Source organism: Mesorhizobium sp. M8A.F.Ca.ET.208.01.1.1, from assembly GCF_004791315.1.
In the GTDB taxonomy this organism is placed as follows: Bacteria; Pseudomonadota; Alphaproteobacteria; order Rhizobiales; family Rhizobiaceae; genus Mesorhizobium.
The window spans coordinates 1,669,336-1,689,419 of the sequence record NZ_SRUT01000001.1; the positions used below are offsets into that span (position 1 = coordinate 1,669,336).

Below are 20,084 nucleotides of genomic sequence, written 5' to 3' on the forward strand. Positions count from 1 at the left end.
TTTCAACGGCCCAGTCCTCACTTGCTCTGCTGATATTTCCTTGTTCGTGAATTGAAGACGTAATCGACCGCGGTTCCGGCGCCGCCGCCTCGAAAATTCACGGAAATAATGTCCTTGCCTCGCTCCACCCATTTCTCGACGTTCATGTAGATGGTCGTCATCAGCATGCCGGCACTGCAAGCGTCGTCATCGGCGAAGGCAATTTCCTGGACAACCTTGCGGCTGCTCTTTTTGATGACCTGCATTTTTTCCATGCAAAGGCCGGCGCTGGTATTCGTGTAAACTCCCGAGAACCTGTCGGTGGCTGTCTGCGCCCAGAACGGAATCTCGACGGTGCCGTCGATCTTTCCCTCGCCGGTGTCATCCAGGCTCGCAATTTTCTTGAGGGTGACGGGATATCTATCCGTGCCCTTGCTCCAGCTTCCTGTCGCAACGCCTTCATTGAGGTCAAGGGAGAACGGGCACCTCGTGGTGTCGACAGGGGGTCTCGGTCCCTGCACCATTATCCGATAAAGCTCCTTATCGTCTGTAATCTCGCACAGTACGAACCTGGTACCGCTGACGATGCCATACAGCGCAATCGGGATTTGCTTCGCGTCGTAGAAGTAGCTTCCATCGACCCTTGGCGCGCTGCCCAAGCTGTCATATGTCTGTATGGAGAAATGGATAGGAGACGACCCGAGGAAACCCTCGTAGTTTTCCACGTGATACCAACCCGCAACGGCTTTTGCGTTGAGCAGCAACAAGCAAACGACCGTTGAGATAAAACGTCTTCCCATCCCAACCTCGCTGCGCTCCGCGATGACAATCCGCCAAGACCACGTGACGGTTGCCTTGCGTTGGGGCGGCCGTCAACTGGCGATGAAATCCGCGGTTCTTGATACGAGTCAGGGAAAGACCGCAACCTTTTGATTTAGCGTTTCAAATTCACCACGATAACGCCGCCGAGCGCCAGCGCGCCGCCGAGGATGCCGAGCAGCGTCGGCACTTCGCCCAGCCAGAAGAAGCCGATCAGCGCCGACATCGGCGAGACCAGGTACAAGAAGTTCGAAGCACGCGCCGCGGGCAGGCGCGACAGCGCGGTCGCCCAGGCCGCATAGGCGATCAGGCTTGGCACGATGCCGAGATAGATGACGGCGCCGAGGCCGGCGGTGTTGGCGACGGCGGCTTGCTGGAGAGCGGCGGGCAGGAAGGGCGCCAGGCAGAGCGCGCCGAGCACCATGTTGGACGCCGCGATGGTCAGCGGATGATGGTGGGCAAACAGCGGCTTCTGGACGATGGTGTTGACGGCCGAGCAGAGTGCCGAGCCGAGCACCAGCAGCGCGCCGGCATTGAAATGCAGGCCATGCCCGTCGGCGATGGCAATGATGCCGATGCCGGCGAAGGAAATGACCGTACCGATCCAGGCTATGCCGGAGAAACGCTCGCCAAGCAGCGCCATCGCCATGATGGCGGTGAAGATAGGGCTGACATTGATGATGAAGCCGGCGGCTCCAGCCGAGACGGTCAGTTCGCCGAAATTGAGCATCGCGGTGTAGAGCGCGACGAAGATGGCGCCGCCGAAGGCGAGGCGCCACAAATCACCGATCCGGGGCAGTGCCGGGCGCTTGACGGCAAGGTAGATCGCCGCCGGCACGGCGGCGATAGCAAAGCGCAGGGCGCCAAGCTCCAGCGGCTGGAAGGTGGCGAGTCCGGCACGGATCGCCGGGAAGGCGGAAGCCCAGCCGATCACCGTCAGCGCCACGGCGATGGCGGCCGTGGTGTCCATCCGCTGTGTCGAATTCAACGTGCCTGTCGTCGTGCTCATCTCTGTGCCCTCGGAATCTTCGAGTTTCGAGAGCAGAAAACGCCTTTCCGGGTCGATTGACAAACGACCAAATCGAGGGTCACCTGTGAGCATGGATCACAGCTCGAACACTATGCTGCCGCTGGAGACATTGCGCGCCTTCGACGCCGCGGCGCGCACGGGAAGCTTTTCGGCCGCCGCCGAAAAGCTCAACCTTACCCATGGCGCCGTCAGCCGGCAGATCGCCAAGCTCGAGGACTGGCTTGGTCTGAAGGTGTTCGAACGTGGCGCGCGCGGCGTGACGCTGACCAACGAAGGCAATCGCCTGCATCTCAGGACCACCGAAGCTTTCGCCCTGATCTCGGTCGATTCGGACCGCTGGGTGGAGCCGCGTGGCACCGCGGTGGTGCGTCTGGCCTCCATTCCATCGGTGAGCGGCCTATGGCTGATGCCGCGCATGGCAACGCTGGAAAACGACCCTACCCGCCTGCGCATCGTGCTCGACGTCGACAACCGTCAGGCCGATCTCGCCGACGAAGGCATCGATCTTTCGGTCCGCTGCGGTCGCGGCCGCATCCCGGGCCGCGTCTCGGTGCAACTGTTCGAGGAACATCTCTTCCCGATCGCCTCGCCAGACCTTGCACGGGAGATCGGCGGTGGTGACCCGGCCCGGCTGCTCAAATTCCCGCTGATCAACGATTCCGACGCGTCGGGCTGGCGTGCCTGGTTCGCCGCGCAGGACGTGGACTACCGGCCGCGCCCGCAGGACCGCCGCTTTGAGGACTACAATCTGGTACTCGATGCAGCAGCCCATGGCCTCGGCATCGCGCTGGCCCGGCCGCCGCTCACCGAGCACCAGATAGAATCGGGGCGCCTCGTCGCCGTCGACGATCGCACCACGCTCAATCCGGTTTCCTACTGGCTGGATCGTCCGGTCGGCCGGCCGCGCGCGGCCGCCGCCGATCTCGCCAGGCGCATTGCCGAACAGGCCGGGCTTGCTTCGGCAAGGCTGGAAGCTTTCCTGCAGGATGACGATTAGGCTCGAAGGCATCCGGCCATCGCCGGCCCGCTTTCAGGACATATGTACTTCAGTGCAATTCCCCAGGGGAAAATGCGTGGCGGCTCCCTGTCGGAAATCGCGTGAACCCTGCCTAACGGAACAGCAAGAGCACGATCATGGTGGTCACGGCCGAGACGATGGCCGTCACGATCGATATGGTCCACAGCGACAACGGAGCTGGCTCGGATCGTGGCGCATGGCCAGCCGGACGGATGGAGGCGCCGCGCGGTTGCGGCGCGTTGGCATTGGCCGCGACCAGGACCGCCGCGGAAGCGACGGCCGGCGAAAATGTGGACAGGGCCGGCGCCAGTTTGGGTGTGCTGTCGGTGGCCGTTGTCTGCGACGGCGCGAAGCCGCGCGAAGCCTGATCGGTATCCGCCCCTGCCCCACCCGCCGAGGCTCGGGCCGGTGCATGGTGGACGGCGTCAGGTTCCATGACGGCCCGGTAAGCATCCTCGATCTCGGAGGACGACAGGCGTTGCGAGGTTTGAGCGGCCGGTCGCGGCAGCGAACTCTGCAGCACCTGGGTGGCGAACTGCGCCGATTGCACCATAGCGGGCGCCGGCGGCTGGACGAGCTCCTTGACCAGCGCCGCGGTCGCCGGATCGGCCTTGGGCGAAGGAACCGGCTGGGGCGTGAGCGCTTCTTTCAGCAAAGACGGCACGCTTGCATTGGCGATGTCCATGGCGCTTCCTGACAACCATTGTGCCATAGGGCAATATTACATGAGCATTGCGCCAAGCTTGACCTTGCCGACGATTTATGGCGATTGAATCCCGATGAACTCAAGTGCCATTGCATGATGAACCGTTTCGAAGGCCCCGGCGGCAAGGAAGCCCGCATCCGCTACCTCGATGGCGATTTCCAGGTCACCAGCCCCGGCTCGTTCGTGCGCTGCGCGGTGACGGGCGAAAACATCCCATTGGACGAGCTGAAATATTGGAGCGTCGCCAGGCAGGAGCCTTATGTGAACGCCACTGCCTCGCTGCGCCGCGAAATCGAGATGCACCCGGAGTTGCGCAAACGGGGCTAGCCTTTCAGCTTGCGCTGCCGCCAGGCATCGAGCGTCTCCTCGATGATGCGTTCGGGCACGTGATCAAGCTCGAACACGGTGTCGATTTCCAGCACGTCAAGACGGTCGAGAAAATCCCGCGGGGCGCCGTGGCGCAACCGGGCGGCGTCCTTGGCGGTGGTGATCAGCCCTAGGCCTTCGGTCCGCGCCGTCGCGGCCAGTTCGGCGAGCTCGTCCTCCGCGTAGAAGTGATGATCCGGAAAGGGCCTGGACAGGATCACTTCGCCGCCGGCCTCGCGCACCGTGTCGAAGAACTTTTCGGGATGACCGATACCGGCAAAGGCCAGAAACCGCTTTCCAGCAAGCCCGGCCTTGCTGCTCGGCTCGGTGTGGGCCTCGAAGATCGGCCGGCCGGCACGCGCTGCCCGGCGGACCACGGCATCGGCAGCGGTGCCCTCGCCCATCTTGAGCAGCCCGCTGGTGAAGACCAGCTGGTCGACGATCTTGGCCCTGAGAGGACCGCCCGGGATGACGCGGCCATTGCCGATCCCGTAACGGGCATCGACGACGACCAGCGCATAATCGATATGGATGCGCGCGCTCTGGAAGCCGTCGTCCATGATCAGGAAATCGCAGCCGTGTTTTTCCAGCAGCAGCCGGGCGCCGGCGGCTCGATTGGGCGTCACCGCCACCGGAGCATGTTCGGCCAGCAGCAGCGGTTCGTCGCCGACATGTCTGGCGCTGTCATGGCTGATATCGACGACATGCGGCTCGGCAAAGGAGCCGCCATGGCCGCGCGACAGGAAACCGGGCTTCAGCTGCATGCGCCTGGCCTGTTGGGCGAGCGCGATCGCCACCGGCGTCTTGCCGGTGCCGCCAACGGTGAAATTGCCGACGCACAAAACCGGCGCGTCGATCTTCTCGCGCCGGGCCCTGCGCATGCCGCGGCCGGCGGCCAGCGCGTAGACGGTCGACAGCGGCGACAGCGCCAGGACCTTCCAGTCCGGCTCTTCCCACCAGAAGGGCGGTGCTTCGGTGGCCACGCTAACGCCCGTTCGCGCCTTTCAGGCGCGCCTTGACCACCAGCGGCTGGATATATGGTTCGAGCGATTTGAGCGTACGTGCCAGTGCGCCGCGCATCTCGTCGACGGTCGCGATCCCCGCCGCCATCATCTCGTGGCGCGCCACTTCGTTGGTCAGGAGGAAATTGACGGCGCCAGCCAGCATGTCGCGGTCGCGCACCAGCTTGGCGCCGCCGCTGTCGAGCAGGCGCTGATAGGCCTCGCGAAAATTCTGCACGTTGCGCCCGGCCAAAACGGCGGTGTCGAGCATGGCCGGCTCGAGCGGATTCTGGCCGCCTTCGGAGGTCAGCGAGCGGCCGACGAAAGCGATTTCGGTCAAGCGGAGGTACAAGCCCATTTCGCCGATCGTATCGCCAAGCAGGATATCCGTGTCGGGTCCGATACGGTCGCCCTTGCTGCGCCGCGCGACCTTCAGCCCCATGCCGGAAATCTGCGCGGCAAGGGCTTCGGCCCGATCGGGGTGACGCGGAACGACGATCGTCAAAAGGCCGTGGTGACGCTTGTGCAGCGTCGCGTGGACTTCCGCCGCGACCACTTCCTCGCCATCATGGGTCGAGATCGCCGCCCAGGTCGGCCGATCGCCGATCTGCCGCTGCAAAATGCCGAGCGCGCGATCGTCGACCGGAGGCGGGTTGGTGTCGACCTTGAGGTTGCCCGACACCGTGACCGGCCGGGCGCCGAGCGCGCGAAACCGCTCGCCGTCGACGTCGGACTGGGCAACGACATGGGCCAGATTCTCGAACAGCGCCTCGGCGATGTTGGCCCGCTTCTTCCACGACGTGAACGAGCGATCGGAGAGCCTGCCATTGACCAGCACCTGCGGCACGTGGCGAGCACCGAGTTCGAGGATGGTCATCGGCCAGATCTCGGATTCGGCGATGATCGCCAGATCCGGTTTCCAGTGATCGAGGAAGCGGCTGACCGCCGGCTTCAGATCGAGCGGCACATATTGGTGGATGATGCGGTCGCCGAGCCGCTCGTCGACGACCTGGGCGGAGGTTACCGTGCCGGTCGTCAGCACGATGTTGACGCCGTAGTCGAGGATGCTTTCGACCAGCGGCACGACGGCCAAGGTCTCGCCGACGCTCGCGGCATGGATCCAGATCACCGGCCCCTCGGGGCGCGGCCGGCCGGCGACGCCGTAGCGCTCGCGGCGGCGGTTGCGGTCTTCCTTGCCGCGCGAAGTGCGCCAGGCGACATAGGGTCCGACCAGCGGATAGGCGGCCGCGCCGGCAAATCGATATGCCGACAGCATGGTGCGGGCCCAGCGGCCGCTCATCGAGGACCGTCCACGAGACGGTAGGCCTCGGCGGTCGCGGCGTTGAGGGCGGCCGTCACTTCCAGGCGCTTGCGTTCCATTTCGGCGTCGTCGGCATCCGCCGCCACGAAGATCGGCGCGCCGATGGTCACGGCGGAGCGGCCGAAGGGCAGGTTGATGGTGGTCTTGTCCCAGCTCTTTTCCAGCACCTTGCGGCGGCTGGTGGCGATCGCGACGGGCAGGAGCGGCCGGCCGGAGAGGCGAGCCAGGAGAACGATACCGAGCCCTGCATCGCGCGGGGTACCGTGGGGAATGTCTGCGATCATGGCGACGTTCTTGCCTGCGGTGAGCGACTTTTTGAGGGCGATGAGCGCCTTGGCCCCGCCCTTGTCCAGATGCCTGGCATTGTCACGTCCACCCGAACCGCGCACCGCCTCGATGCCGAACTTCTCAAGCATCAGCGCGTTGAGCTCGGCATCGGCGCTGCGCGACACCATGGCGACCAACGGCTTGCGCTTGGGGTAATAAGCCGGTGTCAAAAGATGCTGGCCATGCCACAGAGCAATGATCCCCGGCTCGAACTCGGCGTAGGCGCCACCCGAAAAGCGCGCCGATCCGGCGACCAGGGGGCTGGTCAGGCGAACCAGCCGCACGAACTGCGCGAGCAGGCTGGCAATGGCGTTCTTGACGAATCGGGACTGCGCGAGCGGCTCGCGAATGCGGCGCCAGAAGGCTTTGGTCGTGCGGCTGCCGCCCCTGCCCGTGGGCGCGGCCTCGCTGGCTGGCTGTTTCGCCAGATCATGCTCCATCGAGGTCAACCGGCGGCCTTGCTATCAGGATCCAGCAGGCGGTGCAGATGAACGACGAAATAACGCATATGAGCATTGTCCACGCTGGCTTGCGCCTTGGCTTTCCACGCAGTGTGCGCGGATTGATAGTCGGGATAGACGCCGACGATGTCGAGCGCGTCGAGATCCCTGAACTCGGTACCGCCAAGCTTCTTGAGTTCGCCGCCGAACACCAGATGCAAAAGCTGTTTCTTTCCGTCTTCCGCGGCCATGTCGGTCCTTCACATATCGTGAGTTTGTGACAGGTCTAGACCAAAGCCGCCGACTTTGGAACCTTCGAAAACGCTTTCAGGCATCCAGCCCGGCGATGACATCGACAAGCACCGCCAGCAGGTCCCCGCTTCCGGCTGCGAGCGCGCCGTGGCGGATCACCTCGCCGGCGTAGAGCGGCGCCCGGCCATTCGCATCCAGCAGCTGGCCGCCCGCCTCGCGCAGAATGAGATCGGCGGCTGCGATGTCCCAGTCATGCGCGTTCGGCTTGACGAACGTTGCGTCGAGCGTCCCGTTGGCGATCATCGCCAGGCGGTAGGCGAGCGAGGGGATGTAGGGTGCCCGCTGCAGCCGCTTCTGCCAGCCGGCAGGCACCAGGTCGATCAACTGCTTCAATCCTGAAATTTCAGCCTTGTCCCCAGGCTTGCGCACCGCGATGCGCTTGTCGTTGCGGAAGGCGCCCTGAGCGGGCAGCGCCGAGTAGGTCTCATCCATCGCCGGACATTCGAGCACCCCGGCGAGCGTGCGGCCATTCTCGACGACGGCAACGCTGACGCACCATGTCCGCTGGCCTTCGAGGAAGCCGCGCGTGCCGTCGATCGGGTCGACAACGAAGGTGCGGCGCGCCGAAAGCCGTGCCGGATCGTCGGCCGTCTCTTCCGACAGCCAGCCATAATCCGGCCGTGCCGCAAGCAGCGTCTGGCGCAGATACGCATCGGCGGCATGATCAGCTTCGCTGACCGGCGAGGTGCCGCCCTTCATCCAGACCTGCGGATTGTTGCCGAAGTAGCGCATGGCGATAAGACCGGCCTCGCGGGCGGCGTCACGCAGCAGCGGCAAGTCCTGATCGGCACCGGCAGTGGTCAGGTCATGCTCCGGCAAGGGTCATGCCTTCTATCAGGAGCGTCGGGGCCGCGGTGCCGAAATTGCGGTCGAGGTCATTGGCCGGCACCATGTTGAGGAACATCGTCTTCAGGTTCGAGGCGATGGTGACTTCGGCGACCGGATAGGCGAGCGCGCCATTTTCGATCCAGAAGCCCGAGGCGCCGCGACTGTATTCGCCGGTGAGCATGTCCACGCCTTGGCCGAACACTTCGGTGACGTAGAAGCCGGTCTTGAGCGAGCCGATCAAATCCTCCGGCGAGCGCTCGCCCGCCTCGATGGCAAGGTTCGTCGACGACGGCGAGACGGAGGAGCCGCCGCGCGCGCCGCGACCGTTGGTGACAAGGCCGAGCTCCCGCGCCGCCGACGTCGACAGGAACCAGTGGTTGAGGACACCCTTTTCAATCATCAGGAGCCTCTCGCCCTCGACGCCTTCGCCATCGAATGGACGCGAGGCCTGGCCACGGCGCCGCAACGGCTCGTCGGTGACGGTGATGGCGGCAGCGGCCACCTGCTTGCCCATCATGTCGCGCAGGAACGAGGTTTTTCGCGCAACGGAAGCACCGTTGATGGCGCCGGCGATATGGCCGGCAATGCCGCGCGCGACGCGCGGGTCGAACACCACGTCGACCGGTCCGGTCGCCGCCTTGCGCGCGCCAAGACGACGCACGGCCCGTTCGCCGGCCATGCGGCCGATATCCTCGGGCGCGTCGAGATCGGCAAAATGCTGGCGCGAGGAGAATTCATAGTCGCGCTCCATGCCGGTGCCCTCGCCGGCAATGACGCTGGCCGAGCGCGAAAAGCGCGAGGCGACATACTGGCCGAGAAAACCGTGCGAGGTGGCCAGAACCATCCCGCCCAGCCCGGCGCTGGCATTGCTGCCGGACGAATTGGTCACGCCCTTGACGGCGAGAGCCGCCGCTTCGGCCGCAAGGGCCGCTTCCTTCAACTGGTCGGCCGACACTTCGGTCGCGTCGAACAGGTCCAGGTCGCGCGTCTGCCTGGCGAGCAGCGCAGGGTCGGCAAGACCCTGGTAGGGATCCTCGGGAGACACCTTGGCCATGGCAACGGCACGCTCGGCAAGCGCCTTCGGATCGGACGCGGCGGTGGCCGATACGCTGGCCACACGCTGGCCGACGAAGACCCGCAGCGAAACATCGTCGCCCTCGGATGCTTCGGTGTTTTCGACCTTGCCAAGCCGCACCGAAACACCGGTCGAGCGGCCACGCACCGCGACGGCGTCCGCGGCATCGGCGCCAGCGCGTTTGGCGGCCTCGACCAGGGCCGCGACGCGGTCCGTCAATTTCGCGGCGTCGAGCTTGTCGGTCATGCACTTGATCCTGTTTCTTCAGCCTGTCCGGAAGGCAGGTGCTGCCGCACCATCTATTGTTCCAATGCCGCTTGTGCAATGGCAGAAGGGCAATCAGGATGTCGCGACCAAATCGCCATCGAAGCGCCCGCCAGGAGCGGACGCCGCAGCTTTTGCCTATCTGGAGCCTTCGCCATGACGCCTTTCCATCTTGCCTTTCCGGTTCGTGATCTCGATGAAACCCGAACTTTCTATGGCGAGGTGCTGGGCTGCGCGATCGGCCGCTCGTCGGCGACCTGGGTCGATTTCGACCTTTATGGCCACCAGATGTCGGCGCATCTGCGGCCGCAGGCCGCGCAAGCCGCCAGTGACGGCAAGGTCGACGGCGTTTTGGTGCCGATCCCGCATTTCGGCGCCGTGCTCTTGATGGATGACTGGCAGCGCCTGGCGACGCGGCTGGAAGCGCGCGACGACATAGACTGGCTGGAGCGGCCAATGGTCCGCTTCAGGGGCGAGCCCGGCGAACAGGCGACGCTGTTCATTCGCGACCCGTCGGGCAACGCCCTGGAATTCAAGGGTTTTCGTTCACTGGAGCAGGTTTTCGCGCATTGAAATGAGGGGCTGGTAGCGGCCTCTCGTTCAAGATGCCGCGACGGGTGTCCAGATAACGTCCTCGATCTTCTGCGCGCCGGTCGCCAGCATCGCCAGGCGGTCGAAGCCGAGCGCGATGCCGCTGGCCTGCGGCATGATGGCAAGGGCAGCCAGGAAATCCTCGTCCAGCGGGTAGCGCTCGCCATAGATGCGCTCTTTCTCATCCATCTCGATGATAAAGCGCCGGCGCTGCTCGGCCGCATCGGTCAACTCGCCAAAGCCGTTGGCGAGTTCGACACCGCAGCAATAGAGTTCGAACCGTTCGGCGACGCGTCGATCCCCGGGGCTCGGACGGGCGAGTGCCGCCTCGGCGACCGGATATTCGCACAGGATGGTCGCCCGCCCCTGCCCGAGGAACGGCTCGATCTTTTCCACCATCACCCGGCTGAACAAATCCGCCCAGTTATCATCAGGCGCGGTGCGCAGGCCGGCTTGGACCACTGCGGCATGAAGCTTCTCCCGGTCCGTGTCGCCGTCGACGGCGACCGTGGCCAGCAGGTCGATGCCGGCATGGCGGCTGAAGGCATCCGCCACGGTCAGCCGCTCCGGTTCGGCGAACGGATCGCAGTCGCGTCCACGGAAGGAAAAGCGCGTGGCCCCTGCCCGTGTCGCGGCCAACGCCAGCAGATCGGCGCAGTCGCGCATCAGGCTTTCGTAGGTTTCGCCCACCCGGTACCATTCGAGCATGGTGAATTCGGGATGATGCAAAGGACCGCGCTCACGGTTGCGGTATACCGGACCCAGGCTGAAAATGCGCTGCTCCCCCGCGGCGAGCAATTTCTTGCAGGCGAATTCCGGCGAGGTGTGGAGATAAAGCGGCGAGCGGACGCCATCCGGCCCGACCGCTTCCGTGACGAAAGCCGCCAGATGCGCCTCGTTGCCGGGTGAGACCTGCAGCACCGCCGTCTCCACCTCGATGAAGTCGTTGCGGGCGAACCAGTCGCGCAAGGCCGCCGTCAGCCCATTGCGCAGCATCAAGCGCGGGCGGCGATCTGCGTGGACATGCGGCGTCCACCAGGGCGACGCGACGGTCATGAGCGGATTGAAGGCATGGCGGTGGGGCCCATATCAGTTCGCCCCATGCCAGTTCGCATTGGGGGGCTGGCGGTTCGCGCCAAGATGCGCTAGGCCCCCATCCAGCGCCGCGCAAGCCGGCAAACGCCCGTCAACTCTCGCAGGATTTAAAACCGTGGTGAAAGTCATCGCCAGTTCGCTCCGCAAAGGCAATGTCGTCGACAAGGACGGCAAGCTTTATGTGATCCTCTTTGCCGAAAACATTCACCCAGGCAAGGGCACGCCCGTGACCCAGCTCGACATGCGGCGCATCGGCGACGGGGTGAAGGTGTCGGAGCGCTACCGCACCACCGAGCAGGTGGAGCGTGCCTATGTCGAGGAGCGCGAGCACACCTTCCTCTACGCCGACGGCGAAGGCTATCACTTCATGAACCCGGAAACCTACGACCAGGTGGCGGTGACGGAAGCCGTGGTCGGCGACGCAGCCCCCTATCTGCAGGAAGGCATGCCGGTGCAGGTGTCGCAGTTCAACGGCATCGCGATAGCCCTGGTGCTGCCGCAGCGCGCCACCTTCGAAGTGGTCGACACCGAGCCGACGACCAAGGGGCAGACGGCCTCGTCCTCCTACAAGCCGGCCGTGCTTTCCAACGGCGTGCGCACCACCGTGCCACCGCACATCGCGCCTGGCACCCGCGTGGTGGTGATGACCGCCGACGGGTCCTATGTGGAGCGGGCGAAGGACTGAGGGTAAGCCCTCGGCACTGCTTCACCGCCGAGGCGGCACAAACAACCCTCACGGTCTTGCAGACGTAGTCGCTGATAGCGATCACGCTTTGGCTGCAACCCTTCTTTTTTTCGCTTTGGCGGCGCGCTGTTCAACTGCGGCCTCCACCTCGCGCTTCAGCCGATCCTTGATTTCAACCGTCTCGTTCATCAGGGCGTCGATCTTCAGGAAATCGAGCACCCGGTATTTGGACACCGCCGGGCGGACCAGTATGTCGGGCTGGCACTGTTTCAGCTTGTTGGCGATGATCGACTGCATCATCAGCTGCGTGGCGCCGAACATCAGGTCGACTGAGGTCGGCTGTTTGCGGTCGGCCTCTTCCGGCGCGCCGACCACGTCGACGCCGATGATGATGTCGGCATCCTTCTCGATCAGGTCGAACGGCACGGGGTTGTAGATGCCGCCGTCGATCAGCAGCCTGCCGTCGCGCGTCACCGGGCGGAAGACGGCGGGAATGGCGGCCGAAGCGGCAAGGGCCGAGTGCAGGTCGCCGTCGTCGAAGACAGCGAGCTTGTGGCCGAAATAGTCCGTCGCCGTCACCTTCAGCGGGATTTTCAATTCGGCGAAGGTTTCAGGAATGGCCTCGGGCAGGAACGCCTTGAGGATGCGCTCGACATTGAACTGGCTGACGCGGATGCCGTTTTGCATGGCCTCGGCGATCGTGCCCGGCCGCGCCCGCCACATGCGGCTCGCCACCTCGGCGCGGCGGCCAAGGATCGAGCGGGCATAGTCGTGGATATCCTTGCCGGTCATGCCGGAGGCCATGCCGGCGCCCATGATGGCGCCGATCGACGAGCCGGCTATCGCCACCGGCTTGATGCCAAGCTCGTCCAGCGCCTCGATGACATGGATATGCGCCAGGCCGCGCGCGCCGCCGCCGCCGAAAGCTATGCCAAAGGTGGGGCTCATCCCTTGCCTGCTCCCGCCAGTGGAGGCCCGACCACCATGATGGTCGGCTCCGCCGTCAGTAGCTTCTTCGCCGCCGCCTTGACCTGATCCAACGTCACCGCGTTGATGTAACCGCTGCGGCGCTGCATGTAGTCGATGCCGAGATCGTCGAGTTGCAGTTCGACCAGCGTCGCGGCGATGGAACTCGACGAATCCAGATTGTTGATCGCATAGGCGCCGATCAGATATTTCTTGGTCGCCGCCAGTTCGGCCTCGGTCGGGCCGTCCTCGGCCAGCCGCTTGACGACGTCGCGCACGATGCCGAGCGTCTCGGCGGCGCGGTCGGAACGCGTTCCGGTGGTGACGATCAGTGCGTCGGCGTGGTCCTGGTTTACCAGCGAGGAATTGACGCTGTAGGCCAGCCCGCGCTTTTCGCGCACCTCTTGGAACAGGCGCGAGGTGAAGGTGCCGCCGCCAAGGATTTCGTTCATCAGCGCGGCCGGGAAGAAATCCGGCGACGTGCGCTTCACGCCGGGCCACGTGAGCTGCAGCGAGGTCTGCGGCAGGTCGTAATTGACCTCGATATGCTGCGCCAGCCTGGGCTCGATATCGCCGACAGGGGCGAGCGCCTGGTTCGGCGGCAGATCGCCGAACACCATGTCCAGCTTCTTCTTCAGCGTCTCGGCGTCGATGGCGCCGACCACGGCGACATGCAGGCCGCCGCGCGCGAATACCGCCTTGTGCAGGGCCTTGAGATCGGCCTGAGTGATGGCGGCGACGCTCTGCCTGGTGCCCTGATCGGAGCGCGAATAGGGGTGGTCGCCATAGACGGCGCGCGCCCATCGGTTCTGCGCCACCGTGTCTGGGTCGTTTTCGTTGGCGATGATGCCGGACAGGACCTGGGCGCGGATGCGGTCGATAGGCGCCTGATCGAAGCGCGGCTCGTTGACCGCCAGCCGCAACAGGTCGAAGGCTTCGTCGCGCTGTTCGGCCAGCATGCGCATGGAGCCGTAGATGCCATCGCGGGTCTCGTCGAAGCTCATCTCGGCGCCGGCATCGTCGAGCCTGATTTGGAAAGCTTCCGAATCGAGAGTGCCGGCGCCTTCGTCGAACAGACCGGTCATCAGATTGGCCAGCCCTTCCTTGCCCGGCGGATCCTGAGTCGAGCCGCCGCCAAAGACGAGGCGGATGGCGACAACCGGCACGGAATAGTCCTCGACCAGCCAGGCCGTGACGCCCTTCGGCGAGGTGACGGACTGGATCTCCATGGCGCGGGCGGAAAGCGCCGGCAGGACCAGGAAGAGGATGGAGAGGAAGAGGGTCGCGAGGGCGTGCAGGGCCTTCCTTTCTCCCCTTGCGGGAGAAGGAAAAGCGCGGAGATGCTCGTTCATCATCATCAATTCCCCGCCTGTTGCTGCGGCAAGAGATAGCCTGACGTCGAGCGGGCCGGCACAAGATAGCGCGCGGCCACGGCCTTGACCTCGTCGGTTGTGACCTTGCGGATGCGATCCGGCCATTGCTGCACGTCCTGGACATTGCCGCCGGTGGCGAGCGTCGAGCCATAGATGTTGGCCATGGAATCCTGCTTGTCGCGGGCAAAGATCATCGACCTGACATAGCGGTCCTTGGCTTTTTCGAGCTCATCCGATGTGACGCCGTCGCTGGCGATGCGCGCCACCTCCGCATCGACCGCGGCTTCGACGTCGGCCAGCTTGGCGTCGCCGCGCGGCGCGCCATAGACGGTGAAATTGGTGTCGTCGAGCATGGTGCCCTGGAAGTAAGCGCCGGCGCTGGAAGCGATGCCCTGCTTGACGACAAGCGCCTGGTAAAGCCGGCTGCGGTTGCCGCCGCCGAGAATCTCGGCGAGCAGATCGAGCGCTTCGGCCTCACCCGGCTTGGCGGTGTGATAGGAAGGCACGACCCATTGTGTCGAGAAACTCGGCACGCTGACGCGGGCGTCGGAGAGCGTGACGGTGCGCCTGGTATTCTGCTCCGGTTCGACCGGGCGCACCCGCGGCGGCAGATCCGGCCCGCGGGCCACCTTGCCGTAGGTCTTCTCGGCCAGCGCCTTCACCGTTTCCGGTTCGACGTCGCCGGCCACGATCAGCACGACGTTGTTGGGCCGGTAGTACTTGTTGTAGAAGGCGACGGCGTCGGTGCGGTTCAGCTGCTCCATCTCCTGCATCCAGCCGATGACCGGGATACGATAGGGCTGGTTCTGCCACAGTGTGGCATCGACCTCCTCGTCGAGCACGGCCTGCGGATTGTTGTCGATGCGCGAGCGGCGCTCCTCCAGGATCACGTCGCGCTCGGTCTTGATGACGTCGTCGGTGAGGATGAGGTTGCGCATGCGGTCGGCTTCGAAGCTCATCATCAGCTCGAGATCCGACGGGGCCACCGTCTCGTGGAAAGCGGTGTAGTCATAGGAGGTGAAGGCGTTGTTGGAGCCGCCAATGTCGGAGACGGCGCGATCGAACTCGCCGGCCGCGTGATGAGCTGTCGCCTTGAACATCAGATGCTCGAAGAAATGGGCGATGCCGGATTTGCCCGGCGGCTCGTCGGCGCTACCGATCTTGTACCAGACCATATGGGTGACGATCGGCGCGCGGTGATCGGGAATGACGACCACTTCCATACCGTTGTCGAGCAGGAAATCCGTGACCTTGAACTCGGCCGGCAGAGTCTTGGGCGACGCAGAACTGTCGGCCAGGACAGGCCCGGCGATGAACAAGGCCAGCGAGGTCGCCAGCAGCGCCGGCCGCAGCCATTCAGTCCTGGATGTCATCGATGGCTCCGGTTTTCATGCAGCGACGATAGGCAAGGCGCTGGCGACAAGCAAAGTGAATTGTTGGTCATCTTGCCGGCAAAGGCGGCGGCAAAGAGGCCACTGCTGAAGCGGTCCTGTCAGGCAGCCTCGATGAAGCGGATGACGGTCTCGCCATAGTTGCGCTCATCGAGCACGGAAAAGCCCGGGCCTGGCTCGAAGGGAACCGCCGCCGTCTCCTCGACCACACAGAGCGCGCCGGGGCGCAGCCAGCCGCCATCCTTGGCGGACCGCAGGGCGCGCTCGCCAAGGCCCTTGCCGTAGGGCGGATCGGCAAAGACGAGACCGAACGGCGCCAGCGTGCCCGCCTCGCCAAGGCCGGTTGCATCGCGGCGGAAGATCTTGGTGCGTCCGGTCAGGCCGAAGGCCTCGACATTGTCGCGGATCAGGCCCCGGCCTTCGGCCGATTCCTCGATGAACACGCCATAGGATGCCCCGCGCGACAGGGCTTCCAAACCAAGCGCGCCGGTGCCGGCGAACAGGTCGAGCACGCGCGCGCCCTCCACTTGCCCGGCGAAGCGATGCGCCAGAACGTTGAAGACGGCCTCGCGGGTCCGGTCGGTCGTCGGGCGGATAGCGCTGCTGCGGGGCGTCGCCAGCGGACGCCCGCGAAACTCACCGCCGACGATTCTCATCTTGTGCGGGGACCCTTGGGGCCGCCGCGCGGCCGCTCACCGCCACCGGCGCCTCCTGGACGCTCGCCACGCGGCTTGCCGAATGGCTTCGCACCGCCTGGTTTGTCGGCGGGCTTGCCATATGACGGCTTGAACGAGGCCTTGCGCGCTTTGTTCTCGGCCGCCTTGGCCGCATCGGCCTCCGCCCTGCCCTTGCCGATCGGCCGGGCTCCCGGCGCCATCCAGACATTGGCCTTGCGCTGGCCTGGCGGCTCGATCGGCCGTTGCTCGCGTTCGGATTTCTTGCCGCCGCGAGGCTTGTCACCGAATCCGCCGCGCGGCTTGTCGCCGAAACTTCCACGCGGCTTATCGCCAAAGCCGCCACGCTCCGGTCGCGGACCGCGATCGCCGAAGCTCTTTTCTGCTCTCTCGCCTCTGTCGGGACTCGTCGACAGTTTGCCGAGCGCCTCGTCGCGGCTGCCTTCCCGGCGTTTGCGGTTCTTGATCAGCCCGCCCTCGCCGATCGGCCGTCGCTCGCCGTCTCGCGTAAACTTCGGCCGTTCGGGCTCGGCCTCGCGGACTTCGGTGCGCCGCACGGGCTGGTTGGAAAACGGTTTTGTTATCTCGGCGTCGAAATTGGCGCCGGATTCCTCGACCAGGCGCTCGCCAAGCTGGTCGCGCAGCACTCGGCCCTTGATCTCCAGCACATGACCTTCGGGGAGATCCTCGAGCTGGAACGGGCCGTAGGAGATGCGGATCAGCCGCGTGACGTCGAGGCCGAGCGCGCCGAGGATGTTCTTGACCTCACGGTTCTTGCCCTCGCGCAAGCCGATCGTCAGCCAGGCGTTGGAGCCCTGCTCGCGATCGAGGCTGGCTTCGATGGCGCCGTAGAAGACGCCGTCGACGGCAATGCCTTCGCGCAGGCCGGCGAGCGCGCTTTCCTCGACCTTGCCGTGGACGCGCACGCGGTAGCGGCGCAGCCAGCCGGTGGCCGGCAGTTCGAGCACGCGCGACAGGCCGCCATCATTGGTCAGCAGCAGCAGGCCTTCAGTGTTGATATCGAGCCGGCCGATGGTCATCAGCCGCGGCAGCTCGGCCGGCAGCACGTCGAAGACGGTCTTGCGGCCTTCGGGGTCGCGGTTGGTGGTGACGACGCCGGCCGGCTTGTGGAACAGGAACAGGCGCGTGCGTTCGATCGGCGGGATTTCCATGCCGTCGAGATGGATGATGTCATTGGGCATGACGTTGAACGCCGGCGAGGCCAGCACCCGGCCATTGACCTTGACGCGGCCGGCGGCGATCAGTTCCTCGGCATCGCGGCGCGAGGCGAGCCCGGCGCGTGCCAGCCGCTTGGCGATGCGCTCGCCGGCTTCTTCGGTTCCTTCGGCTGGTCGCGGACGTGGCTTGAAACCACCGCCCGATGCACCCTGGGGCCGATCACCGAAATCACGCTTGGGTCTGTCGCCTCCAAAGTCGCGCTTTGGACGGTCAGCAAAATCCCGCTTCGGACGATCTGTGAAATCACGCTTGGGACGGTCAAAGCGCTTTTCGCCGCCGTCGGCCGAAGCAGAAAACGGACGGTCGCCGCGCGGCGCGTAGGGTTTGCGCGGGCCTTCACGCTTCTCATAGGGCTTGCGTTCGCCTTCGGCCGCCATGGGACGGTCGCCACGCGAGGCATAGGGTTTGCGCGGCCCTTCACGCTTCTCATAAGGCTTGCGCTCGCCTTCGGCGGCGATCGGACGCTCGCCGCGCGGGGCATAGGGCTTGCGCGGCCCCTCGCGCTTTTCATAAGGCTTGCGCTCGCCTTCGGCCGCCATCGGACGGTCGCCGCGAGGCGCGTAGGGCTTGCGCGGGCCTTCGCGCTTTTCGTAAGGCTTGCCTTCTGGGCGCGGTCCCTTGCTGAACGGCCTGTCACCGCCCTTGAAGTCCCGCTTCGGCCGGTCCCCATCGGCGGCCATCGGCCGATCGCCACGCGGGGCATAAGGCTTTTTCGTACCAAAGGACGGCTTCCCGCCCTTGCTGGCGTCGCGGCCACGTGCACCTGCCGATTTCGGGCCACTCCTGCCCGGGCCGCCTTTGCGCGGAGATTTCTTGTCGTTGTCGTCCATGTGGCCTTTGTCCGTTTGCGCTGCTACAGCGTGGCACATCCGTTCGGCGCGCAACGAACGCTGTAGCATTTTTGATTTGGCGCATGATCATTCCCGAAAATCGAGTCCGATTTTCGGGTTGATGCGCTCCATAACAGGATCACCGCCGGGTGGCGAGGATATAATGGGAAGACAAACCGCTTGAAGAGGCCGGATTTCATGGCGCTGGCGCTGCAGGAGGCCGAAGCTGCGGCCTTGCGCGGCGAAGTGCCGGTCGGCGCGGTGATCGCCAATGGCGGCACGGTCATTGCCAGTGCCGGGAACCGCACGCGCGAGCTTGCCGACCCGACGGCGCACGCAGAGATGCTAGTGATCCGTGAAGCCTGCGGCAAACTCTCGAGCGAGCGGCTCACCGGCCACGATCTTTATGTGACACTGGAACCTTGCGCCATGTGCGCCGGAGCCATCTCCTTCGCCAGGCTGCGCCGTCTCTATTTCGGCGCCGCCGACGAAAAGGGCGGCGCCGTGGTCAACGGCGTACGCTTCTTCACTTCTTCGACCTGCCATCACACACCCGATATCTATCCGGGTATGGCCGAAACCGAAGCGGGCCTGCTGCTGAAGGATTTTTTCAGGGGGCGTCGAGACTGAGCCAAGGCCGCGCACGACAGGGCGGCGCGACTGTTCTTACAGCGACGGCAACCAGTCGAACCAGCCGCCCTTCTTGCCCTCGGCCTTTGCCTTGAGGCGGCGCTCCTTCTTGTACTCGTCTTCGCCGAGTTCGTTCTGCGGCGCGGCATCGGAGGCGACACGGTAGGGCAATGGCGGCTCGCTGAGATATTTACGCGTGTTGGGGTCGCCCTGCTTGCTTTCGGCAAGGCGGCGCTGGATCTCGGCAGCGCGGCCCTTGTCGGAATCGGCGGGTTTCCACGCCGGCGGGTGGCTGGATCCTGATTCAGCCATCGCCCTTTTCACCGAAGCCGGATCCGTCTGCACGTCGTCGACGATCTCCGCCTGGTAGGCTGGGTCATTCTGGTGCGCGGTGGCGTCGGCGCGCAGGCGCGCGCGGCGCTGCTCGGGCGATTCGGGCCAGCCGGCGTTCGCCGTCTGAATGCTTTCCTGCGGGGCAGGCAGCGCTTCCTTCTGGCCGGGTGCCGGCTTCACCAGAGTGGGACGCGGCTTGTAGTCGATCGGGTCCTTGTGCTTCGGCGCGAAGGAAACGGCGCCTGTCAGATCGCCGGCCAACTGTTCGGCAGCGGTCTTGTCGGTGCCATAGGTCGGAGAGCCCATGCAGCCGGACAAAGCGAGGCCCGATACGACAAGCGGCGCCAACAGCGCAAGGCGCGCGTTATATCTCTCGGTCATGCCAAAAAGTCCCACTCTAGACAGCCTCTCGATCGCACCGGCTTTGTATCCGGTCCCCATCGTGCAAGCACTTGCGACGGAAATCCGGCGACAATTTGTCTTCCGGAGTTTCGCGTGTTTACCTCAACCACTCGTTAAGGGCAACGCGCGGCCAGATCTCCACCGTTCGGCGTGGCATTTGTGCACTTCTTTGATCTGGTGCCTGTCGTTTGTCCCAAAACCGCTGCGCACTTTTGGGCGACAGGCACGCGTTTGATCTGGTGCCTGTCGTTTGTCCCAAAACCGCTGCGCACTTTTGGGCGACAGGCACGCGCTTGATCTGGTGCCTGTCGTTTATCCCAAAACCGCTACGCACTTTTGGGCGACAGGCACGCGCTTGATCTGGTGCCTGTCGTTTATCCCAAAACCGC

Annotated in this window: 21 protein-coding genes; 5 read left to right on the forward strand and 16 right to left on the reverse strand. The window is 64.9% G+C overall.

The window, feature by feature from the left end:
- Positions 1-17 precede the first annotated feature (17 nt).
- Both EN851_RS08585 and EN851_RS08590 read right to left on the reverse strand, forming a co-directional pair.
- Positions 18-779, reverse strand: coding sequence for a hypothetical protein (locus EN851_RS08585; RefSeq protein WP_127869687.1), 762 nt, complete (start codon positions 777-779; stop codon positions 18-20).
- 134 nt (positions 780-913) lie between these two features.
- Positions 914-1,807, reverse strand: coding sequence for a DMT family transporter (locus EN851_RS08590; RefSeq protein WP_127869688.1), 894 nt, complete (start codon positions 1,805-1,807; stop codon positions 914-916).
- Positions 1,808-1,898: 91 nt separating this feature from the next.
- Here EN851_RS08590 and EN851_RS08595 point away from each other — a divergent pair, with 91 nt between their 5' ends.
- Positions 1,899-2,825 carry a LysR substrate-binding domain-containing protein gene (locus tag EN851_RS08595; RefSeq protein WP_127278227.1) on the forward strand — a complete coding sequence of 309 codons (927 nt, stop codon included), beginning with the start codon at positions 1,899-1,901 and terminating at the stop codon, positions 2,823-2,825.
- 112 nt (positions 2,826-2,937) lie between these two features.
- On the opposite strand, the gene EN851_RS08600 is transcribed toward EN851_RS08595, so the two are convergent.
- Complete coding sequence (locus EN851_RS08600) at positions 2,938-3,531, reverse strand: hypothetical protein (RefSeq protein ID WP_127278226.1); 594 nt, start codon at positions 3,529-3,531, stop codon at positions 2,938-2,940.
- 114 nt (positions 3,532-3,645) lie between these two features.
- Between EN851_RS08600 and EN851_RS08605 the strand changes: the two genes are divergently transcribed.
- Entirely contained in the window at positions 3,646-3,879 is a 234-nt protein-coding gene (locus tag EN851_RS08605; RefSeq protein ID WP_127278225.1) for a DUF2093 domain-containing protein, read from the forward strand.
- On the opposite strand, the gene lpxK is transcribed toward EN851_RS08605, so the two are convergent.
- The 6 genes from lpxK to EN851_RS08635 all read right to left on the reverse strand — a co-directional run bounded on the left by lpxK (position 3,876) and on the right by EN851_RS08635 (position 9,468).
- Positions 3,876-4,901 carry a tetraacyldisaccharide 4'-kinase gene (lpxK, locus tag EN851_RS08610; RefSeq protein WP_127869689.1) on the reverse strand — a complete coding sequence of 342 codons (1,026 nt, stop codon included), beginning with the start codon at positions 4,899-4,901 and terminating at the stop codon, positions 3,876-3,878. The two genes, EN851_RS08605 and lpxK, sit on opposite strands and share 4 nt — an antisense overlap.
- 1 nt (position 4,902) lies before the next feature.
- A complete protein-coding gene (gene waaA, locus EN851_RS08615; protein WP_127869690.1) occupies positions 4,903-6,219 on the reverse strand; it encodes a lipid IV(A) 3-deoxy-D-manno-octulosonic acid transferase in 1,317 nt (438 codons plus the stop codon).
- On the reverse strand, positions 6,216-7,007 hold the full coding sequence (locus EN851_RS08620) for a lysophospholipid acyltransferase family protein (RefSeq protein ID WP_127280825.1): 792 nt from the start codon (positions 7,005-7,007) through the stop codon (positions 6,216-6,218). The genes waaA and EN851_RS08620 overlap by 4 nt, the downstream gene beginning before the upstream one ends.
- 5 nt (positions 7,008-7,012) lie before the next feature.
- Positions 7,013-7,258 (reverse strand): DUF4170 domain-containing protein, encoded by a 246-nt coding sequence (locus EN851_RS08625; RefSeq protein ID WP_015318348.1) that lies wholly within the window; start codon positions 7,256-7,258, stop codon positions 7,013-7,015.
- 76 nt (positions 7,259-7,334) lie between these two features.
- Positions 7,335-8,138 carry a 3'(2'),5'-bisphosphate nucleotidase CysQ gene (locus tag EN851_RS08630; RefSeq protein ID WP_135928979.1) on the reverse strand — a complete coding sequence of 268 codons (804 nt, stop codon included), beginning with the start codon at positions 8,136-8,138 and terminating at the stop codon, positions 7,335-7,337.
- Positions 8,125-9,468 carry a TldD/PmbA family protein gene (locus EN851_RS08635; RefSeq protein WP_127869691.1) on the reverse strand — a complete coding sequence of 448 codons (1,344 nt, stop codon included), beginning with the start codon at positions 9,466-9,468 and terminating at the stop codon, positions 8,125-8,127. Before EN851_RS08635 ends, EN851_RS08630 begins: the two co-directional genes overlap by 14 nt.
- Positions 9,469-9,642: 174 nt before the next feature.
- Here EN851_RS08635 and EN851_RS08640 point away from each other — a divergent pair, with 174 nt between their 5' ends.
- Positions 9,643-10,059: a VOC family protein gene (locus EN851_RS08640; RefSeq protein ID WP_135928980.1), complete on the forward strand. Its 417-nt coding sequence runs from the start codon at positions 9,643-9,645 to the stop codon at positions 10,057-10,059.
- Between the two features lie 27 nt (positions 10,060-10,086).
- Here EN851_RS08640 and epmA read toward each other — a convergent pair whose 3' ends face one another.
- Entirely contained in the window at positions 10,087-11,133 is a 1,047-nt protein-coding gene (gene epmA / locus EN851_RS08645) for an EF-P lysine aminoacylase EpmA (protein ID WP_135928981.1), read from the reverse strand.
- Positions 11,134-11,287: 154 nt separating this feature from the next.
- On the opposite strand from epmA, the gene efp reads away from it, so the two are divergent.
- Positions 11,288-11,857 carry an elongation factor P gene (efp, locus tag EN851_RS08650; RefSeq protein WP_127276735.1) on the forward strand — a complete coding sequence of 190 codons (570 nt, stop codon included), beginning with the start codon at positions 11,288-11,290 and terminating at the stop codon, positions 11,855-11,857.
- An 81-nt stretch (positions 11,858-11,938) separates the two neighbouring features.
- Here the strand turns inward: efp and EN851_RS08655 are convergent, their stop codons facing one another.
- The 5 genes from EN851_RS08655 to EN851_RS08675 form a co-directional block, all read right to left on the reverse strand.
- A complete protein-coding gene (locus EN851_RS08655; protein WP_135928982.1) occupies positions 11,939-12,805 on the reverse strand; it encodes a patatin-like phospholipase family protein in 867 nt (288 codons plus the stop codon).
- Complete coding sequence (locus EN851_RS08660; protein WP_135919785.1) at positions 12,802-14,178, reverse strand: pitrilysin family protein; 1,377 nt, start codon at positions 14,176-14,178, stop codon at positions 12,802-12,804. The genes EN851_RS08655 and EN851_RS08660 overlap by 4 nt, the downstream gene beginning before the upstream one ends.
- Before the next feature lie 2 nt (positions 14,179-14,180).
- The gene (locus EN851_RS08665) at positions 14,181-15,569 is read right to left on the reverse strand and encodes a pitrilysin family protein (protein WP_127276741.1); all 1,389 of its coding nucleotides are present in this window, start codon (positions 15,567-15,569) and stop codon (positions 14,181-14,183) included.
- A 119-nt stretch (positions 15,570-15,688) separates the two neighbouring features.
- Positions 15,689-16,243 (reverse strand): 16S rRNA (guanine(966)-N(2))-methyltransferase RsmD, encoded by a 555-nt coding sequence (gene rsmD, locus EN851_RS08670; RefSeq protein WP_127276744.1) that lies wholly within the window; start codon positions 16,241-16,243, stop codon positions 15,689-15,691.
- The gene (locus tag EN851_RS08675; RefSeq protein WP_135915390.1) at positions 16,240-18,330 is read right to left on the reverse strand and encodes a pseudouridine synthase; all 2,091 of its coding nucleotides are present in this window, start codon (positions 18,328-18,330) and stop codon (positions 16,240-16,242) included. The genes rsmD and EN851_RS08675 overlap by 4 nt, the downstream gene beginning before the upstream one ends.
- A gap of 180 nt (positions 18,331-18,510) precedes the next feature.
- On the opposite strand from EN851_RS08675, the gene EN851_RS08680 reads away from it, so the two are divergent.
- Entirely contained in the window at positions 18,511-18,960 is a 450-nt protein-coding gene (locus tag EN851_RS08680; protein WP_127276748.1) for a nucleoside deaminase, read from the forward strand.
- Positions 18,961-18,996: 36 nt separating this feature from the next.
- Here EN851_RS08680 and EN851_RS08685 read toward each other — a convergent pair whose 3' ends face one another.
- Positions 18,997-19,674: a hypothetical protein gene (locus tag EN851_RS08685; RefSeq protein ID WP_127276750.1), complete on the reverse strand. Its 678-nt coding sequence runs from the start codon at positions 19,672-19,674 to the stop codon at positions 18,997-18,999.
- Positions 19,675-20,084 lie beyond the last annotated feature (410 nt).